At 73.9% G+C, this 17,945-nt stretch carries 17 protein-coding genes; 5 read left to right on the forward strand and 12 right to left on the reverse strand.

Annotation, left to right across the window (positions count from 1 at the left end):
* Nucleotides 1–156: 156 nt before the first annotated feature.
* The 5 genes from ACFXHB_RS25275 to ACFXHB_RS25295 form a co-directional block, all read right to left on the reverse strand.
* On the reverse strand, nt 157–660 hold the full coding sequence (locus tag ACFXHB_RS25275) for a DinB family protein (protein WP_380576899.1): 504 nt from the start codon (nt 658–660) through the stop codon (nt 157–159).
* A 40-nt stretch (nt 661–700) separates the two neighbouring features.
* Nucleotides 701–1,453: a cobalt-precorrin-6A reductase gene (locus ACFXHB_RS25280; protein WP_380576900.1), complete on the reverse strand. Its 753-nt coding sequence runs from the start codon at nt 1,451–1,453 to the stop codon at nt 701–703.
* Entirely contained in the window at nt 1,450–2,211 is a 762-nt protein-coding gene (cobM, locus tag ACFXHB_RS25285) for a precorrin-4 C(11)-methyltransferase (protein ID WP_380576901.1), read from the reverse strand. The genes ACFXHB_RS25280 and cobM overlap by 4 nt, the downstream gene beginning before the upstream one ends.
* Entirely contained in the window at nt 2,208–3,446 is a 1,239-nt protein-coding gene (cbiE, locus tag ACFXHB_RS25290) for a precorrin-6y C5,15-methyltransferase (decarboxylating) subunit CbiE (protein ID WP_380576902.1), read from the reverse strand. The genes cobM and cbiE overlap by 4 nt, the downstream gene beginning before the upstream one ends.
* A gap of 200 nt (nt 3,447–3,646) precedes the next feature.
* Complete coding sequence (locus ACFXHB_RS25295) at nt 3,647–4,183, reverse strand: gamma-glutamylcyclotransferase family protein (protein WP_380576903.1); 537 nt, start codon at nt 4,181–4,183, stop codon at nt 3,647–3,649.
* A gap of 169 nt (nt 4,184–4,352) precedes the next feature.
* Between ACFXHB_RS25295 and ACFXHB_RS25300 the strand changes: the two genes are divergently transcribed.
* The gene (locus ACFXHB_RS25300; RefSeq protein ID WP_380576904.1) at nt 4,353–5,342 is read left to right on the forward strand and encodes an EamA family transporter; all 990 of its coding nucleotides are present in this window, start codon (nt 4,353–4,355) and stop codon (nt 5,340–5,342) included.
* Here the strand turns inward: ACFXHB_RS25300 and ACFXHB_RS25305 are convergent.
* Nucleotides 5,296–5,901, reverse strand: coding sequence for a dihydrofolate reductase family protein (locus tag ACFXHB_RS25305; RefSeq protein ID WP_380576905.1), 606 nt, complete (start codon nt 5,899–5,901; stop codon nt 5,296–5,298). The two genes, ACFXHB_RS25300 and ACFXHB_RS25305, sit on opposite strands and share 47 nt — an antisense overlap.
* Before the next feature lie 106 nt (nt 5,902–6,007).
* Between ACFXHB_RS25305 and ACFXHB_RS25310 the strand changes: the two genes are divergently transcribed.
* Nucleotides 6,008–6,583, forward strand: a complete 576-nt coding sequence (locus ACFXHB_RS25310) for a TetR/AcrR family transcriptional regulator (RefSeq protein ID WP_380576906.1) — start codon at nt 6,008–6,010, stop codon at nt 6,581–6,583.
* A gap of 192 nt (nt 6,584–6,775) precedes the next feature.
* On the opposite strand, the gene ACFXHB_RS25315 is transcribed toward ACFXHB_RS25310, so the two are convergent.
* A complete protein-coding gene (locus tag ACFXHB_RS25315; RefSeq protein ID WP_380576907.1) occupies nt 6,776–7,846 on the reverse strand; it encodes a PhlD in 1,071 nt (356 codons plus the stop codon).
* Between the two features lie 694 nt (nt 7,847–8,540).
* Here ACFXHB_RS25315 and ACFXHB_RS25320 point away from each other — a divergent pair.
* Complete coding sequence (locus ACFXHB_RS25320; protein WP_380576908.1) at nt 8,541–9,332, forward strand: phytanoyl-CoA dioxygenase family protein; 792 nt, start codon at nt 8,541–8,543, stop codon at nt 9,330–9,332.
* Between the two features lie 139 nt (nt 9,333–9,471).
* Complete coding sequence (locus tag ACFXHB_RS25325) at nt 9,472–10,050, forward strand: DUF6309 family protein (RefSeq protein ID WP_380576909.1); 579 nt, start codon at nt 9,472–9,474, stop codon at nt 10,048–10,050.
* A 59-nt stretch (nt 10,051–10,109) separates the two neighbouring features.
* Here ACFXHB_RS25325 and ACFXHB_RS25330 read toward each other — a convergent pair whose 3' ends face one another.
* Nucleotides 10,110–10,859 (reverse strand): SDR family oxidoreductase, encoded by a 750-nt coding sequence (locus tag ACFXHB_RS25330; RefSeq protein ID WP_380576910.1) that lies wholly within the window; start codon nt 10,857–10,859, stop codon nt 10,110–10,112.
* A 194-nt stretch (nt 10,860–11,053) separates the two neighbouring features.
* On the opposite strand from ACFXHB_RS25330, the gene ACFXHB_RS25335 reads away from it, so the two are divergent.
* Nucleotides 11,054–12,421: an aspartate aminotransferase family protein gene (locus tag ACFXHB_RS25335; RefSeq protein WP_380576911.1), complete on the forward strand. Its 1,368-nt coding sequence runs from the start codon at nt 11,054–11,056 to the stop codon at nt 12,419–12,421.
* 145 nt (nt 12,422–12,566) lie between these two features.
* On the opposite strand, the gene ACFXHB_RS25340 is transcribed toward ACFXHB_RS25335, so the two are convergent.
* The 4 genes from ACFXHB_RS25340 to ACFXHB_RS25355 form a co-directional block, all read right to left on the reverse strand.
* Nucleotides 12,567–13,091: a hypothetical protein gene (locus tag ACFXHB_RS25340; protein ID WP_380576912.1), complete on the reverse strand. Its 525-nt coding sequence runs from the start codon at nt 13,089–13,091 to the stop codon at nt 12,567–12,569.
* Nucleotides 13,092–13,178: 87 nt separating this feature from the next.
* Nucleotides 13,179–14,840 (reverse strand): dipeptide ABC transporter ATP-binding protein, encoded by a 1,662-nt coding sequence (locus ACFXHB_RS25345; RefSeq protein WP_380576913.1) that lies wholly within the window; start codon nt 14,838–14,840, stop codon nt 13,179–13,181.
* Between the two features lie 15 nt (nt 14,841–14,855).
* Entirely contained in the window at nt 14,856–15,848 is a 993-nt protein-coding gene (locus ACFXHB_RS25350; protein ID WP_380576914.1) for an ABC transporter permease, read from the reverse strand.
* A 163-nt stretch (nt 15,849–16,011) separates the two neighbouring features.
* Complete coding sequence (locus ACFXHB_RS25355) at nt 16,012–17,766, reverse strand: ABC transporter substrate-binding protein (RefSeq protein ID WP_380576915.1); 1,755 nt, start codon at nt 17,764–17,766, stop codon at nt 16,012–16,014.
* Nucleotides 17,767–17,945 lie beyond the last annotated feature (179 nt).

Here is a 17,945-nt window from a genome sequence, read left to right on the forward strand (position 1 = left end):
CTGTTGGCCGGCCTCACCCGTCGAGGCCGGCCAACAGGCCGGCGACGTCCAGCCCGGTGGTCGGGTAGTCCACGAACACCGTGGTGTTCAGGGCCCCGGGGCGTCGTCGCCCTTCCGGCGGGTCCGCATCGCCGCTCCGTCGTCGCTCGGGCCCCGCTACTCCCCGGTCTCGCCGTCCAGGTGCTCGCGCAGCAGGTCGGCGTGACCGTTGTGGCGGGCGTACTCCTCGATCATGTGGGTGAGGATCCAGCGGAGCGAGAAGGTCTCCTCGCCGTGGTGGCCGAGAACGTCCAACGACTCGGCGGCGGCGACGAGTTCCCGGGCGTGGTCGCACTCGCGGCGCCAGACGGCGAAGGCCTCCTCGGGGTCGGCGGCCTCGACGTCGAAATCGGCGAAGGTCCCGTCGGGGTGCTTCCAGAAGCCGGGCCGGGCCTCGTTGTTCAAGGTGTTGCGGAACCAGCCGCGCTCGACCTCGGCGAGATGGCGGACCAGACCGAGCAGCGAGAGCGCGGAGGGCTGGAGGACGCGCGCGCGGAGCTGGTCGGTGCTCAGTCCGGTGCACTTCATCGCGAGGGTGTCGCGCTGGAAGTCCAGGAAGCTCACCAGGGTGGCGCGTTCGTCGGCGGTCTGCTCGGTCCGGGTGCGCTGTTCGTCTCTCATCGGCCCATCCTGGCAGGGCGGGCGGCGGGCGTCGCCCGGTTTACCGGGGAGTGAGACCGCGTGCGGCGAGCCAGTCCAGGGCGGCCGGTACGGACTCGGCGACCGGTACGCCGGCCGGCGGCGCCGGGCGTGCCACGACCACGACCGGCAGGCCGAGTTCGCGGGCCGCGGTCAGTTTGGGGGCGGTCGCGGCGCCGCCGCTGTCCTTGGTGACCACGACGTCGATCCGGTGCTCGCGCAACAGCGCCCGCTCGCCGTCCAGGGTGAACGGCCCGCGGTCGAGCAGCACGTCGAGGGCGGCGGGCACCGGCGGCTCGGGCGGGTCGACCGAGCGGGCCAGGAAGCGCAGGCCGTCCAGGTGGGCGAACGCGCCGATGCCCTGGCGGCCGGTGGTGAGGAACACCCGCCGGCCGAGCCCCGGGAGCAGGGCGGCGGCGGCCTCCAGCGAATCCACCGGGTACCAGCGGTCACCCGGCACCCGGGCCCAGCCGGGTCGGCGCAGGGCCAGCAGCGGCACCCCGGTCGCGGCGGCGGCCGACGCCGCGTTGCGCGACATGACGGCCGCGAACGGGTGGGTGGCGTCGACGACCGCGGCCACCCGCTCGGCGCGCAGCCAGGCGGCGAGCCCGTCCGGTCCGCCGAAGCCGCCGATCCGGACGTCGCCGACGGGCAGCCGGGGCTCGGCGACCCGCCCGGCGAGCGAGCTGGTGACCCGCGCCGGTCCGTCGGCCAGGGCGGCGGCGAGGGCGCGTGCCTCGGTCGTGCCGCCGAGGACGAGCAGGTGGGCGCTCACGCGCCGCAGGGCTCGTGCGGGCGCTCGCGGTCCGCCGAGTAGAGGTGGCTGTCCCGGAACTGTTCGGCGGTCAGGGTCCGGCCGACCAGGATGACGGCGGTGCGGACCACGCCCGCCGCCTTCACCTGCTCGGCGATGGTGGCGACCGTGCCGCGCAGCACGAGCTCGTCCGGGCGGCTGGCCATCGCCACGACGGCGGCCGGGCAGTCGGCGCCGTAGTGCGGCAGCAGTTGCTCGACCACGTCGTCGATGTACCCGGCGGCGAGGTGCAGCACCAGCAGGGCGCCGCTGCGGCCGAGCGTGGCGAGGTCCTCGCCCTCGGGCATCGGGGTGGCCCGCTTGGCGATCCGGGTGAGGATGACGGTCTGGCCGACCGTCGGCACCGTCAGCTCGCGCTTGAGCGCGGCCGCCGCGGCGGCGAAGGCGGGCACGCCGGGCACGATCTCGTAGGGCACGCCCGCCGCGTCGAGCCGGCGCATCTGCTCGGCGACGGCGCTGAACACGGAGGGGTCGCCGGAGTGGAGCCGCGCCACGTCCTGGCCGGCCCGGTGGGCGGCGACCAGTTCGGCGACGATCCGGTCCAGGTCGAGCTGCGCGGTGTCGACCAGCCGGGCGCCGGGCGGGCACTCGTCCAGCAGCTCGCGCGGCACCAGGCTGCCCGCGTAGAGGCAGACCTCGGCGCGGGCCAGGATCCGTGCGCCGCGCAGGGTGATCAGGTCGGCGGCGCCCGGGCCGGCCCCGATGAAGTAGACGGTCACGAGCTCGCTCCTGGATCGGTCGAAGGTTTGACGGCGGACCACTGGGTGACCGGCATCGCCTGCCGCCAGCCGGTGAAGCCGCCCACCGGCACGGCGTGCGCCACCGCGAGGCGCAGCAGCTCGCCGCCGTGCCGCCGGTACCAGGTGGTGAGCAGGGCCTCGGACTCCAGCGTCACGGTGTTGGCGACCAGCCGGCCGCCCGGCGGCAGCGCCGCCCAGCAGGCGTCCAGCAGGCCGGGCGCGGTGAGTCCGCCGCCGATGAACACGGCGTCGGGGGTGGGCAGTCCGGCGAGCGCCTCGGGGGCGGGGCCGGTGACCACCCGGAGCCGGGGCACGCCGAGCGCGGCGGCGTTGCGCCCGATCCGCTCGGCCCGGACGGCGCTGCGTTCGACGGTGACCGCCCGGTTCTCCCGGTGGGCGCGCAGCCACTCGATCGCGATCGAGCCGGAGCCGCCGCCGACGTCCCAGAGCAGTTCGCCGGGGGCCGGGGCCAGGGTGGCCAGGGTGGCGGCGCGGACGTGCCGCTTGGTGAGCTGACCGTCGCTCTCGTAGGCCTCGTCGGGCAGTCCGGGCACCAGCGACGTCCGGGGGCCGTCGGCCAGCGCGACGGCGATCACGTTCAGCGGGTCGCCGCCGGGGTGCGGCCAGCCGTCGGCCGGGCCGTCCAGCTGCCGCTCGTCGGGACCGCCGAGCCGCTCCAGCACCCGCAGCCGGGCGGAGCCGAAGCCGCGGGCGGTGAGCAGCGCGGCGACGGCGGCGGGTGTCTGCGCGTCGGCGCTGAGGACGAGCAGCCGGCGCCCGGGGTGCAGGGCGAGCGCCAGGGTGTCCAGGGGCCGGCCCACCAGGCTGACCACCTCGGTGGCCTCCAGCGGCCAGCCGAGCCGGGCGCAGGCGTAGGAGACGGAGGAGGGGTGCGGCAGGACGCGCAGGCGCTCGGGGCCGACGGTCTCGGCGAGGGTGCGGCCGATGCCGTAGAACATCGGGTCGCCGCTGGCCAGGACCGCCACCCGGCGGTCGGCGTGGGCGGCGAGCAGCCCGGGGACGGCCGGACGCAGCGGGGACGGCCACGGCACCCGCTCGGCGGCCGCCTCGTCGGCGGGGAGCAGGGCCAGCTGGCGGGGGCCGCCGATCACGACCTCGGCCGCCCGCAGCGCCGCCCGGGAGGCGGCGGCGAGGCCGGGCCAGCCGTCGGCGCCGATCCCGACCACGGTGATCGGTGGTGGCAGCTCGGGCACCGGGGGCTCCTCGTTCGGTCGTGCGGGTGGTGGTCGGCGTGCGGGTGGTGGTCGGCGAGCGGCTGTCGGCCCGGCCGGCCCGCGATGGCGTGGCCGGGGCAGCCTACCTGGCGGTACACGGCCACCCCCTGGTCAGGGTGCGCGCCCCGGAGGCGGGGGCGGGCGGCGGTGCCCGCGCCGGCGGGTGTCCGGTCGGGTGCTCAGCACTTCCGTGGTTCGGTGCGCTCCCGTGGTTCGTCGCTCTCCCGGGGTCGGTCGGTCTCCCGGGGTTCGTCGCGACGGGTCCAGTCCCCGGACGCGATGAGCGCCGGGCGGGCGCGCAGGCGGGCGGCGACGGCCGGGCCGGCCAGGTAGACCCAGGCGTCCGCGCTGCCTCCGCCCGCCGTGCGGACGGCCAGCCGCTCGCGCACGTACTCGCCGGTGCCGTCGGCCCGGCAGTCCTCCAGGCGGTCGAGCGCGACGAGCGCGGCGGCGTACGCGCCGGGGCGTACGGTGATCAGCTCGCCGATGATCCGCCGGCCGGGCGTCGCGTCCGGTGCCGCGTACGGGAAGCCCGGGCCGTCGTGCAGCGCGGCGCCCTCCAGTACGGCGGCCCGGACGTCCGCGCAGCGCCCGGCCAGGTGCAGGGCGTGGTTGCGCCCGCCGGTGCGGAGCGTGCCGTAGACGAAGAACGGGAGGGCGGCGGACCGGTCCGCGGACTGGTCGGCGGTCTGGTCGGCGGGCGGTGCGTCGGACACGTGGCCTCCTGGTGCGCCGGTCCTCCCGGCTGGGGGAGCGCCCACCGTAGCGCCCGCGCCGCGCGCCCCCGAGGGCGGTGGTGACCGCCCGCTGATACCCACTGGCGCACGGGTGTGCTGATGCGCTGTCATGGCGGGTGACCGCCAGCACCGTCCTAGGGGGACACCCATGACAGCTCCCGTTTCGCGTACGCCCGGCAAGGCCCCGGCCGACGCCCCGGCCGACGCCCTCCCCGGCCCGGCCGGTCTGGGCGGCGCGGTCTGGCTGGCGCTCGCCGTGGTGTACGTGGTGTGGGGTTCGACCTATCTGGCGATCAGGATCGCCCTGGAGACGATGCCCTCCTTCCTCTCCGCCGGGGCGCGGTTCGTCGTCGCCGGGCTGCTGCTGGCCGGTCTCGTCCTGTTCCGGCACGGGAGGGCGGGACTCCGGGTGGACCGCCGTCAGCTCGGCTCCTCCGCGCTGGTCGGCCTGCTGCTGCTGACCGGCGGCAACGGGCTGGTGGTGCTGGGCGAGAACTCCGTCCCCTCCGGGCTGGCCGCGCTGCTGGTGGCCGCCGTCCCGCTGTGGATGGTGCTGCTCACCGCCGCGGGCGGTGACCGCCCCAAGCCGGTCGAACTGGCCGGGGTGCTGCTCGGGCTGGTCGGTCTGGCGGTGCTCTCCGCGCCCGCGATCGGCGGGGACATCGCCCCGGGCGGCGTGCTGGTGATCATCTGCGCCACGCTGACCTGGGCGGCCGGCTCGTTCGCGGCCAAGCGGATACCGATGCCGGGCAATGTCTTCGCGGGGAGCGCGTACCAGATGATCGTCGGAGGATCGGGCAGTCTTCTGATCGGACTGGCGCGCGGAGAGCAGCACGGGCTGGACCTCGGGGCCGTCTCCACCCGGTCCTGGCTGGCGCTCGGCTATCTGGTGGTGGTCGGCTCGCTGGTCGGTTTCACCGCCTACGCGTGGCTGCTGCAGTCCGCGCCGCTCACCCTGGTCGCGACCTACGCGTACGTGAATCCGGTGGTGGCGGTACTGCTCGGCTATCTGGTGCTGGCCGAACCGCTGACCGGCCCCACCCTGGTGGGCGGGGCGATCGTGGTCATCGGCGTCTGCCTGGTGGTCAGCGTCAGCCGGTTGTCGGGGCGGGCGCCCCGGACGCCTTCGCGTAGGTGAGGACGACGGCGCCGTTGGAGAAGGCCCGGGTGCCGGCCAGGGCGAAGGTGTGCGGCGCGAAGTCGGCGCGGAAGAGCGGGACGCCGGAGCCGACCGCGACCGGGTAGAGCTTGACGATCAGTTCGTCGATCTCGGGCAGGAGTTGGCCGGCGAGGTCGCCGCCGCCGCAGAGGTAGATGCCCAGGCCCTCCTCCCGCTTCAGCCGGCGGACCAGGTCGAGCGGGTCCGCCGCGGTGACCTCGACGGCGGGGTCCGGGCTGGTGGTGAGCGAGCGGGAGACGACGATCTGCCGCAGGTGGGCGTAGGGACTGGTGAGACCGGCGGCCAGGCCGGGCTCGTAGCTGCCGCGGCCCATGAGCACGGTGTCGAAGCGCGTGGTGGGCGCGCCCGCCAGGCCGAGTGCGGCGCGGGCGGGGGTGGGCAGGGTGTCGCCGAACTCGCCGACCATGAAGGGCACGAAGTCGTCGGTGAGGTAGGGGTCGAAGAAGTCGTAGGCGCCGTCGGGGGCGGCGATGAAGCCGTCGAGGGTGGCGCCGACGTAGTAAGTGAGCTTGCGCACGCAGGTCCTTGGGGTCTCGGTCGAAGGTCTCGCACCCCCAACCACTCCGGCTATAGTACTCAGCCTGTAGTGGTTGTCCAGGACTTTCTGAAGGAGGATCAGAGCCGTGGTTCAGAACCCCGCTCGCCGTACCGCCCTTGTCGACGCGGCCATCGACGTCCTCGCACGCGAGGGCGCCCGCGGGCTCACCTTCCGCGCGGTCGACGCCCAGGCGGGCGTTCCCGCCGGCACCGCCTCCAACTACTTCGCCAACCGGGACGAGTTGCTGCACCAGACCGCTCGCCACATCCACCATCGGCTCACCCCGGATCCGGCGGTGATCGCCGATCTGCTGCGTGCCCCGCGCGACCGCGCTCTGGTCGAAGCCCTGATGCTCGATCTGCTGGGGCGGATCACCGCCGAGCGCTCCGGGTACCTGGCCCTGCTCGAACTCAGGCTGGAAGCGACCCGCCGACCGGACCTGCGCGCCGAGCTCACCCGCACGATCCGCGAGCAGCTGGAGGCGAACATCGCCTACCACGTGGGCGAGGGCCTTCCCGGGGACCGTGAGACGGTCGTCGTCCTCTACCTCGCGATGACCGGGCTGCTGGTCGAACACCTCACCCTTCCCGAGGTGCTGGGCACGGACGGCCTGGCCGCGCTGGTCGGGACGCTGGTCGAGCGGATCGTGCCGGGCGCGTAGCGGGCCGGCCAGGTCCGGGCTCGGTGTCCGATCGGCGCTAGCTCTGCGAGCGCCGATCGCGGTCGTGGCCGATGCTCGCGCGGACAGCGTCGATCGGCGGTTTTGGTAGCGCCGCTCGGAGTCCTGCCGATGCTCGGAGAACTGCCGACACTCGATGCCCTGCCCCGCGCCCGCGCGTCGTCGGGGACCCGTTCAGTCGGTGTCGCCGGTCCAGGTGACGAGCAGCGCGCTGAGGGCGACACCCGGGCCCAGGCCGAAGACCAGGCCGCGCGCTCCGGTGGCCGGGGGTGTCCGGTGGGTCCGGGCCAGCACGGAGAAGACCGTCGCCCCGCCCAGATTGCCCTCCTCGGCCAGCACCGCCCGCGAGTGCCCGAGGAAGGCGTCGTCCACACCGAGCAGGGTGCCGAGCCGGTCGAGGATCGCCGGTCCGCCCGGGTGCAGCACCCCGAAGTCGAGCTCCCGGCCGTCGTGCCGGTCCAGCCAGGCGAGCAGCGCCGGCCCCAGGTCGGTGACCGAGCGGAGGGAGGACCGGGTGGAGGCGAAGTGGTCGCCGCGTTCGTCGGTCAGCTTGAGGTACCGGTCGACGGTCCCCGGGATGGTGTACTCGAAGCTGTGGCCGAGGCGCAGCCCGGCCGTGCGCCGGTCTCCGGTGACGACGGCCGCGCCGACCATGTCCCCCCAGAGTCCCTTGTAGATCTGGTCCTCGATCGAGGTCCGGGTGTCCTGGTAGAGCGAGGAGAGGGACTCGCCGGCGACCACCAGGACGACACCCCCGGGGTTCCCGGTCAGGTACTCCTGGGCCGCGATCAGTACGTGGGCGCCGCCCGCGCAGGCCAGCTGCGTCATCGGCCGGCGCCTGATGTCCGGCCGGAGTCCGAGCCGCTGCTGGAGGAGGATGTCCAGCCCCGGCACCGCGTCGCCGGTCGAACTGCTGACGACGACGCAGTCGACGTCCTCGGCGCGCACGCCCGCGTTCGCCATCGCCTCGGTGGTGGCGCGCTCGGCGGCGGCCAGCAGGTCGGCCATGGTCGTGGTCTTCCGCTCGGCGGCCGTGCGGTCGGGTGAGGTGACGACCTCGTACGGCTGGAAGTACCGGCGGGTGCCGGGCAGGTTGCTCAGGGCCATCCGCACGGTCTGGGCCTGCCGGGGCGAGTAGCCGGGGTTGCGGGCGAGGATGTCGTCGCGGATCCGCTCGGCCCGGACGACGTGGGGGCCCGCGACCAGGGCCGGTCGGCCGACGTACGCGGTGGTCGGGCTAGGCATGGCGCGGTGTCCTCGGAGCGGTCCGTGCCGCGTCCGGGTGGGCGCGGCAGTCGGCGCCCGTGCGGCGGTCGCACGGAGTGCGTCGGCGCACCGTGACGCACCGTGACACTCGCGGGAGCCCCCACCCGGATACTGACGTACACACGCTACCCGCCCCGTGGCGGTGGTTCCGCGCATTGGTGGGCCTGATGGGGGTTGAGGGGCTGTCGCTCCCGAGGGTCGGGCCCAGCGCAGGGCGCCGTCATGGTTACTGAGAGTCGCGCTCGGATGGGTGAGATGTGGTCACCCGGGCGGGCCCACGACGGCCGGCCGCCGGGCCCCGGCGAGCGCGCCCGCGTCAGCGTCCGGCGGCCCGCCCACGGTCGTCCGTCGGCGAATTCGCGGGCCTTTCTCCTGCTGCGGACGGATTCGACTTCCGGTCCGTCCGGGCGGAATCCGAAGTTCCTGAACGCACGGCTGGGCCAGGCCGTTCCCGGCCAGAGCGAAACTATCCGGTCATTGTCCCCGAAGGCTGCATGGGTCCGGTGGCATCGGGATATTCCTAGTATCTGTTCGGTGGAATTGAAGTGAAGCACCAGGTAACGCGATTCCGCGACCAGTCGTCGCGCGAAGTTTTCATGGCCTCCTCGCACGGGCTTCCTCAGTCGTGACCGGGCGGGCCGACCGCACCGACAACCCTCTTGGAGTCCGGAGAATGGACAATCAGGGCACCCTGGCGCTCGACGCCGATCAGATCACTCAGTTCTTCGAGCTCGGCTATCTGGTTCTCCCGGCATTCCTGCCGGCCGACCTGGTCGAACGGCTGGAGCCCGAGGTGGACCGCTGGGTGGACAGCGGCCTGCGGGACCGCTCGATCGCGGCCTGCCTCGACCCCGAATCATTCGGGACCCCCACCGCACTGGAGATAGAAATGGCCGCCCACGGTGAACTCGTCGGCCACCCCCCGTTGCTCTCGATAGTCTCCCGGCTGCTCGGTCCTGAATTCGTGTTCCATCACATGCACAGCAATCGTCAGGCAGTCGGGTCGGCCGGCAAGGAATGGCACCATGACTACGAGCAGGGAGCGCAGGTGGACCGTTCGAGAATCATGGTCCACGCCCTGCACTATCTCGGCGGACTGGACCGGACGGTGGGGCCGCTCGTGGTTCTTCCTGGTTCGCACCGGGAACTTCTGGGAAAACGCGCCAGAGTGCATCTGGGCACCGCCGAAATCCCCGGTGAGGTGGTGATCGACGACCTTCCCCCCGGGTCCACCGTGCTGCTCCATTCGGCGCTCTTCCATGCCCGCCGGCCGTCCCCGGCCGGTCGGCGCGGCGAGCGGTACATGGTGGACAGTTCGTACTGTCAGTGCGGCGTCAGTTGGCCGCCGGTCAAGCCGTACTGGCGACATCTGCTCGCGAGGGGGCGGGCGCTCGGGCTGGACGGCGGGCAGTGGCCCGAGCTGTTCGCCGAACGGCACTTCGCGGAGTACGTGAAGCCGGTCTGACCGACGCGAACCCCGCACCCGGGCCCCGCCGCCCCCTGCCCCACTGCCGCCGGCCCCGCCACCCCTCGCCCCGCCGCCCCTCGCACCACCAGTCCTCGCCCCGCCGCCCCTCGCCCCGACGACGAAGGATCCGCCGCCGATGCGCATTCTCGACCGGCTCGATTTCGACACCGTGCTCCGGCTCTACCGTCGTGACCACCCGGTGGACCGGGAGCACGAGGACAACTCCAACGACGACGGCGACGCGCATCTGCTCACCGCCGAGGAGATGTTCGGCGGCTGGGGGAGGGTCCTGCTCGATCGTACGGAGGTGCTCGACACGGTGCTGCCCTGGCACCTCGGCGAGGGCGGCGAGGTGGAGCTCGTGTCCACCTCCGGGATGACCGTCGCCGAGGCGGCGGACCGGCTGCGCCGGATCGGCGACGGCTACTCCCGGCTGAACCCCTCCTGCGGCCGCAAACTGAGCCGTCAGGCCGGGGCGCCGTTCACTCCGGTCTTCCTGAGCACCTCGGCCATCGACAGCACCGACTACCAGGGGCTGCGGCACCCGGACGGTCTCACCCACCTCGACGGACTGCACCGCATGGTCGCCTGGGCGCTGTACGGTCGGCTCGGCCCGCGCGTCGAGATCGAGGCGTACGTCGCGGGCCTGCCGGCCGGGGCCGACGCCGTACGGCGGCCCGGTCCGGTCGGGTACCGCTCCCGGACCGAGGCCTGACGTCCGGGCCCGGGGCCCTGCCCGGCCGCTCCCGTCGGGCGGGATCGACCGGACGGGCGCTAGCCACGGCCGACGTAGGGCATGGCGCTCGGCATCACCGTGACCGACGCGATGTTCACCCCGGGCGGCAGCCCCGCCATCGTCACCACGGTCTCGGCGACATGGCGCACGTCCATGGTCGGTTCGACCCGGAGGCTGCCGTCGGCCTGGCGGGCGGCGGGCTGCTCCCGGTCGGCGGGCGTCACGTTGCCGATGTCGATCTGCCCGCAGGAGATGTCGTACCGACGGCCGTCCAGGGAGAGGGACTTGGTCAGGCCGGCCACCGCGTGCTTCGCGGCGGTGAACGCGATCGAGTCGGGGCGGGGGACGTGGGCCGAGGGCGCGCCGTTGTTGATGATCCGTCCGCCGCGCGGCGACTGCTCCTTCATCATCCGGTAGGCGGCCTGGGCGCAGAGGAAGCCGCCGGTGGCGATGGATCCGAGCACCCGGTCCCAGTCCTCGGCCGCGACGTCCTCGGTCGGGATGTAGGGCATGGTGTCGGCCGCGTTGTTGAACAGGAGGTCGAGCCGGCCGAAGCGCAGCGCGATCCCGGAGAACAGCTCGCGCACGGCCGCGGGATCGGTGATGTCCGCGGGCATGGGTACCAGGCGGTCCGCGAAGGAGGGGTCGGCCAGTCGGGCGGTCTCCTCCAGCGCGTCCTTGCGCCGGCCGACCAGGACGACGGACCAGCCGTCCGCCGCCAGTGCCAGCGCGCAGGCCCGTCCGACATTGCTGCCGGCTCCCGTCACCACGGAGATCTTCGCGACCACTGATGCAACTCCCTCAAGATTAAGAACACATGACGAGCACTCAGTTATCGCGCGGACGGTGAGGGCCGTCAAGGGCGCCCATTCGGCCGGACGCCGGCGCCGCGCCACCGCGCGGGCGTCACCGCGCACCGCCACCGCGCAGGCACCACCGGGCCCGTTCCACCGGATCCGAACCACTCGAACAGGAGCAGCGGATGACCACTCGACCGACCTTCCCGCCCGTACCCGACCCCGGCACACCGGTGGGGCCCCGGACGGACACCAGCCGGGCGCTGTTCGCCAGGGCCGGCAAGTCCCTCGCCGGCGGGGTCAGTTCGTCCTCCCGGATCACCTCCACGGGCCCGCATCCGTACCCGCTGTACATCGAGCGCGGCTCCGCCGCGCACATCTGGGACGCCGACGGTAACGAGTACGTGGACTTTCTGATCTCCTACGGCAGCGCGGTTCTCGGCCACGCCGACCCCGGCCTCGCCCGCGCGTTGGGCGACGTCCTGCAGACCGGGACGATGTTCGGCACCTGCAACCTGCCGGAGATCGAACTGGCCGAGCAGATCCAGCGGATGGTGCCCTGTGCCGACCTGGTGCGGTACGCCAACTCGGGGTCGGAGGCGATCCAGGGGGCGGTCCGGGCGGCCCGCGGCTTCACCGGGCGGTCCAGAATCCTCAAGTTCGAGGGGCACTACCATGGTTGGGTCGACACGCTGGCGATCTCCAACCGGCTCACCGCCGAGGAGGTCGGCCCCTACGAGGCCCCGGCGGCGCTGCCGCACTCCCCGGGCATCCCGGCGGGCGTGGTGGACGACGTACTGGTCTGCCCGTGGAACGACCCGGTGGCCCTGCGTGCCGTGCTGGACGCGCACCACCGCGAGATCGCGGCGGTCATCTGCGAGCCCATCGTCGCCAACAACGCCTGCACCATGCCGGCTCCGGGCTTCCTGGAGGTGCTGCGCGAGGAGTGCACCGCGCGGGGCCTCGTCCTGATCTTCGACGAGGTGTGCACGGGATTCCGCACCGGCCCCGGCGGTGCGCAGGCTCTGTTCGGTGTCGTCCCTGACCTGGCGGTCTACTCCAAGGCGCTCGGCGGCGGGCTGCCCATCGCGGCCTTCGCCGGCCGTGCCGACATCATGGGGGAGGTGGCCGCGAACCGGGTGAAGCACGGCGGCACGTACAACGGCTCCCCGCTCTGCGCCACCGCGGCACTGGTGACGCTGGAGCGGCTCGCGGACCCGGCGGTCACCGACCGGATCGACGCGGCCGGCCGGAGGATCATGTCCGCTGTGCGCCGGGCCGCCCACGACCACCGGGTCCCGTGCGCGGTGCAGGGCGTCGGCGCGATGTTCCAGGTGGTGTTCTCCGCCGACGGCGCGCCGACCAGGCAGTACCGGGACACCCTCGCCCTGGACCACCGGCGCTACGACGCCTTCCGGCACGCCCTGGTGGAGCGCGGTATCCACGTCAACGCGTACGGCCTGGCGTGCTGGTTCGTCTCGGCGGCGGTGACCGAGGACGACGTCGACGCGACCTGTGCGGCGATCGACGAGGCGTTCGCGACGCTCGGCTGAGGCCGGCGCCGCCGCTCCCCACAAGCGCGCCGTTCCCGCGTGCCCGCCGTTCCCGTGCGACCGCCGTTCCCGCGTGCCCGCCGTCCCCGTGCGCCCGCCGGGGAGCGGCGGGCGCACGGGCGGGCCGCGCCCCCGCCGCGGCGGCTCAGCCCGCGTTCGCGAGCGCCGCCTGGCCGAGCCGCTCCGCCAGCGTGCCGAAGGCGGCGCCCAGTTCCTCGTCCGCGACACCGGAGGCATAGGCCTGGAAGGCGAGCGCCGCCTGGGCCTGGACGGCCGGTGTGGCGTAGCCGGGGTCGATCGGGTACGGCTCGCCGGGCGGCCAGGGGAGGGGCCAGTGCCGGGGCCACGGGATGCGCCCGTCCGGCGGGGTCGGGCACCAGTCGTCCCCGACCTCGGTGAGGACGATGCCCGGGTCCCCGCCGGACAGCCGGGCGATGATGGCCGCGTTGGCCACCGCGCCGACCGTCCCGGCCACGGCGAGCCGCAGCTCGGCCGCGCCAGGTGGGAGCGGTTGCGGGTTGAGGCCGGCCGGACCGCTGCCGTGGGCGGCGAGGTGGAGGTGGCGGGTGGGTCCGAGGACGGGCAGGTGCGGGCGGATGCCGTCCAGGGCCTCGGGGTGGAGTCGGCCCAACAGCTGGAGCAGGGTGGCGGCCTGGCTGACGAGGGTCATCGGGGACCCCTTCTCTGGGGTGGCGGGAGTCGCTGCCGGTAGCCGATCGTATGCGGACCGCCGCGAAGGGCGGCCGCCGACACACCCTCAGTGCGCGGCGGCGAGCAACTCCCTGGTGTAGTCGGTGTGCGGGGCGGTGAACAACCGGTCGCGATCGGCGGCCTCGACCAGCCGGCCGCCGTGCATCACCGCGACCCGGTCGCAGAAGTGCCGCACCACGGCGAGGTCGTGCGAGACGAACAGGAAGGCGACGCCCAGGCGTTCACGCAGCTCCATCAGCAGGTTGAGCACCTGGGCCTGGACCGAGACGTCCAGGGCGGAGACCGGTTCGTCGGCGATGATCAGCCGGGGTTCGGGGGCGAGCGCCCGGGCGATGCCGATCCGCTGGCGTTGACCGCCGGAGAACTCGTGCGGGTAGCGGTCCAGGTGCGCGGCCGGCAGGCCGACCTGCTCCAGCAACTCGGCGGACCGCGCCCGTCGTTCGGCCGGGCCGAGCGAGGTGTGCAGGCGCAGCGGGGTGTCGAGGGTCTGCGCGACGGTGCGGCGCGGGTTGAGCGAGGCGTACGGGTCCTGGAAGACCAGCTGGATCTCGCGGCTGAGCCGGCGGCGCTGGTCCCGGTCGGGGGTGGTGACGTCGACGCCGTCGTAGCGCACCCGGCCGGCGGTCACGGCTTGCAGGCCGGCCAGTACCCGGGAGGTGGTGGACTTGCCGGAGCCGGACTCGCCGACCAGGCCCAGCGTCTCGCCGGGGGCGATCCGCAGGCTCACGCCCTCCACCGCGCGGACGGGCTCGGCGCGTCGACCGGTGAGGCGCCGCCGCCCGGGGAAGCGGACGGCGAGGTCCTCGACCTCGACCAGCCAGCGGTCGGGAGCGGCGGGCGGCCGCTGCGCGAAGGTGAGGGAGGGCGACGGGTCGTCGACGGTCGGCAGCGCTGTGCCGGGCACGGTCTCCCGGGTCAGCGCCGCCCCCACCAGGGCCCGGGTGTAGGGCTGTCGCGGCGCGGCCAGCAGCTCGCCGGTCGGCGCGGACTCCACCGGCCGGCCGTCGCGCAGCACCAGGGTCCGGTCGGTCGTCCCCGCGACCACGCCGAGGTCGTGGCTGACCAGCAGCACCGCGGTGCCGTGCTCACGCTGCAACTCGCCCAACAGGTCCAGGACCTGCCGCTGGACGCGGGCGTCCAGGGCGGTGGTCGGCTCGTCGGCGATCAGGACGTCGGGGTCGTTCATCAGCGCCATGGCGATCATCACCCGCTGGCGCATGCCGCCCGAGAACAGGTGCGGGTAGTCCCGGACCCGGGCGGCCGGGATGCCGACCCGGTCCAGCATGGCGGCGGCGCGCCGGCGGGCCTCGGCGCGGCCGGTGCCGGGGTGGTGCAGCCGGTACATCTCGGCCAACTGCGCGCCGACACCGTGGAACGGGCTGAGCGAGGTGAGCGCGTCCTGGAAGACCAGCGCGATCCGCCCGCCGCGCACCTCGCGCAGCACGGCCTCGTCCGCGCCGACCAGCTCCCGGCCGCCGAGCCGGATCGAGCCGGTGACGGTGGTGGTGCGCGGGTCGTGCAGGCCCAGGACGGCCAGCCCGGTCGCGGACTTGCCCGACCCGGACTCGCCGACCAGGCCGAGGACTTCGCCCCGGGCGAGGTCGAAGGAGAGGCCGCGGACGGCCCGCACGGGCGCGCCGCCGCGCGGGTCGGCGAAGGCGACGGACAGGTCGCGGACGCTCAGCACCGCTTCGGTGGAGGGGGTCATCGGAACTCCAGGGGGTCAGCTGAGGCGGATGCGCGGATCGAGCCAGGCCACCGCGAGGTCGGCCAGGGCGACGAACAGCACCACGAAGCAGGCGGCGAGCAGCACGGCGCCGACCACGGCCGGCAGGTCCTGGCCGGCGACGGCCTCGGCGGCGAAGGCGCCGACGCCGTTCAGCCCGAACACCGTCTCGGTGATCACCGCGCCGCCGAGCAGCGCGCCGGCCTCCAGGCCGAGCAGCTGCACCAGCGGTCCGGCGGCGCCGCGCGAGGTGTACTTGAGGTGGGTGCGCAGCCGGCCGAGGCCCTTGCCGCGGGCGGTGCGCACGTACTCCTCGTTCATCGTCTCCAGCAGCTGGGAGCGCGAGAGCCGGGCGAAGACGGCGGAGTTGACGAAGCCGAGGACGAGCCAGGGCAGCAGCATCCCGCCGGCCCAGGCGGCCGGGTCCTCGCCCGGCGGGGTGTAGGAGGGCAGCGGCAGCAGGCCCGTCGAGTAGACCAGCGCCCACTGGGCGACGTAGCCGAGGAAGTAGATCTGCACGCTGGCGCCGACCAGGGTGAAGCCGGAGAGCAGCCGGTCCGTCCTGGTCCGGTGGCGCAGGGCGGAGACGAAGCCGGTCCCGAGGCCGAACAGGACCAGTACGGCGAGCGCGCCGGCGGTGAGCGAGAAGGTCACCGGCAGGTGGTCGACCAGGGCCTCGGTGACGGGCTGGTGCAGTCGGTAGGAGTAGCCGAGGCAGGGGGCGTCGCAGTGGATGACGGAGCCGTCGACATCGCTGATGTCCCGTCCGGCGACCACCCCGGCGAGGTAGTCGGTGTACTGGGTGAGCAGCGGCTGGTCCAGGCCCATGCTCTGGCGGACGGACGCGACCTGGCCGGAGTCGCAGCGCGGGCCGCAGGCCGCGCGGGCCGGGTCGGCGGGGGCGGCGTAGAAGAGGGCGAAGGCGGCGGCGGAGACCGCGACCAGGACGGCGAGGGCCTGGAGGGTCCGCCGCAGGGCGAAGGAGAGCATGGCCGGTCCGGGGTCGAGGAGGGAGCGGGCGGAGGGAGGAAGTGGAGGAGGCGGGCGGTGGAGCGGACGAGAGGGAGGGAGCCGGTGGCCCGGCCCGCGGCACGGGCCGGGCCACCGGGGCGGTCAGGACGTCGGGGCGGTCAGGACGTCGGGCGCCCGGGCGTCAGGACTTGAGGTACAGCCAGGCCGGGCTGACCGAGCCGTAGATCGGGTGGACGAACGCACCGCCGACGTTGCTGCCGCGCAGCTGGTTCACGGTCGGGTAGGCGAAGGGCAGCACCGGCACGTCCTTCATCACGGTCTGCTCCAGCGCGTACAGCTCCTTGGCCTTGGCGCGCGGCTCGCCGATCTGGTTGATCCGGTCGATCTCCTTGTCCACCTCGGCGTTGCGGTAGCGGGCCGAGTTGAGGTCGCTGCCGGCGCGGCCGTCGAAGGAGAACGGGACCAGCGTGGACGGGGTCGGCCAGTCGACCGAGCTGGTCTCCTCGAACAGGTCGTACGGGGAGTCGGCGCGGTGCGCCTCGTCCAGCAGCGCCTTGGCGTCGACCGGCTTCGGCACGATGGTGATCCCGGCCTTGGCGAAGCCCTCGACCAGCACCTGGGCGACCCGCTGCCCGTTCGGCGTGTTGGCGTACGCGTAGGTCAGCGGGGCCGGCGGCTGCTTGGCCTTGGCGAGGGCCTGCTTGGCGGCCTCCGGGTCGCCCTCCGGCTTGGCCGGGTACAGGTCGTACTTCTGCCAGTCGACCAGCGCGGGGGAGCTGAGCGTGGTGGCCAGCTCGCCGACCCGGGGGCCGCCCTGGACCTGGCGGGCCTGCTGGCGCGGGTAGGCGAGCTGGAGCGCCTTGCGGACCTCCAGGTCCGGCACCCGCTCGTTGTTGATCACGATCTGGGTGACGAAGGCGCCCTGCCGGCCGGAGACCACCAGGTCCTTGGCCTTGGGGTCGGTGTCGACGGTCTGGTAGAGCTCGGGGGAGAGCTGGGTGGCCACCGTCGTCGCGTCGGCGCCGCCGTCGCGGCCGGAGAGGATCTCCTGGTTGATGTTGAGCGCCTCCTTGCCGAAGGTGAAGACGAACTTCTCCGGGTACTGGTTGCGGATCGGGTCGGTCGCCGCCTTCCAGTTCGGGTTGCGCTCCAGCACCAGCCGGGTGTTCTGGACGTGCTCGACGATCCGGTACGGGCCGCTGGAGAACGGCAGGCGGTCGTAGTCCGTGCCGGTGTCCTTGTCCTTGCGCACCGGCGAGGAGGAGGACTGCGCGGCCATGTACGGCACGTCCGCCTGCGGCTGCGGGAAGTGCAGGACGAGGGTGCGGTCGTCCGGGGTCTCGATCGCGGCGAGGTCGCCGTCCTGCGGGCCGCCGTACTTCTTTCGGGCGTCGTCGTAGCCGGCCTCGCCGGTGAGCCAGAGCGGCCAGTACGGCGGGCCGACCTCGTAACCCTTGCCGAAGGAGCGCTCGATGCCGTACTTGACCTGCTGGGAGGTGATCGGCTGGCCGTCCTCCCAGCTCACGCCCTCCTTCAGCTTGTACGTCCAGGTGCGGCCGCCGTCGGTCGAGGTCCCGGTGTCGGTGGCGAGGTCGCCGACCAGCTTGGCCTTGCCGTCCACCACCTGGTACTGGGTCAGCTGGCGGCCCCAGAGCAGCGAGGTGTTGTAGGCGGCGCCCGCGTAGACCTTCTGCGGGTCGAGGTGGCGGAAGTCGGTGGTGTTGTAGATGTTCACGGTGCCGCCCGGCCGGGCGCCGGCGACGGCGGGGGCCGGGCCGGCGCTCTCCTGCTCGGTGCCGAGCGCGGCGGTCAGCGGCGAGGTCTCCTTGGCGGTGCCGGCAGCGCCGGTGCCGGAGGTGGAGCCCGCGCCGGCCGAGCAGGAGGTCGCCAGCACCGCGGTGGCGATGACGGCGAGGGACGGTTTGATCCAGCGCATGGCGAATCTCTCCTTGCCCCGGTGGACGGGGCGGCTAGGTGAAAGGGAGGAGGGGAGGCGGTTCTGGAAGGACGGCGGGTCCTCGGCGGGAGCGCCGTTCCCGGGCGGGAGGGCCTTCCCGAACCGGGACGGCCCTTCCTGCCAGGAAAGGCTCTTCCCGGGCCGGGAGGGCCTTCCCG

The sequence above is a fragment of the Kitasatospora sp. NPDC059327 genome, assembly GCF_042752535.1.
Lineage (GTDB): Bacteria > Actinomycetota > Actinomycetes > Streptomycetales > Streptomycetaceae > Kitasatospora.

Coding starts and splice junctions, on each gene's coding strand:
- ACFXHB_RS25275 (WP_380576899.1), bottom strand. CDS start 660: ATGAGAGACGAACAGCGCACCCGGACCGAGCAGACCGCCGACGAACGC.
- ACFXHB_RS25300 (WP_380576904.1), top strand. CDS start 4,353: ATGACAGCTCCCGTTTCGCGTACGCCCGGCAAGGCCCCGGCCGACGCC.
- ACFXHB_RS25315 (WP_380576907.1), bottom strand. CDS start 7,846: ATGCCTAGCCCGACCACCGCGTACGTCGGCCGACCGGCCCTGGTCGCG.
- ACFXHB_RS25320 (WP_380576908.1), top strand. CDS start 8,541: ATGGACAATCAGGGCACCCTGGCGCTCGACGCCGATCAGATCACTCAG.
- ACFXHB_RS25325 (WP_380576909.1), top strand. CDS start 9,472: ATGCGCATTCTCGACCGGCTCGATTTCGACACCGTGCTCCGGCTCTAC.
- ACFXHB_RS25335 (WP_380576911.1), top strand. CDS start 11,054: ATGACCACTCGACCGACCTTCCCGCCCGTACCCGACCCCGGCACACCG.
- ACFXHB_RS25340 (WP_380576912.1), bottom strand. CDS start 13,091: ATGACCCTCGTCAGCCAGGCCGCCACCCTGCTCCAGCTGTTGGGCCGA.
- ACFXHB_RS25345 (WP_380576913.1), bottom strand. CDS start 14,840: ATGACCCCCTCCACCGAAGCGGTGCTGAGCGTCCGCGACCTGTCCGTC.
- ACFXHB_RS25350 (WP_380576914.1), bottom strand. CDS start 15,848: ATGCTCTCCTTCGCCCTGCGGCGGACCCTCCAGGCCCTCGCCGTCCTG.
- ACFXHB_RS25355 (WP_380576915.1), bottom strand. CDS start 17,766: ATGCGCTGGATCAAACCGTCCCTCGCCGTCATCGCCACCGCGGTGCTG.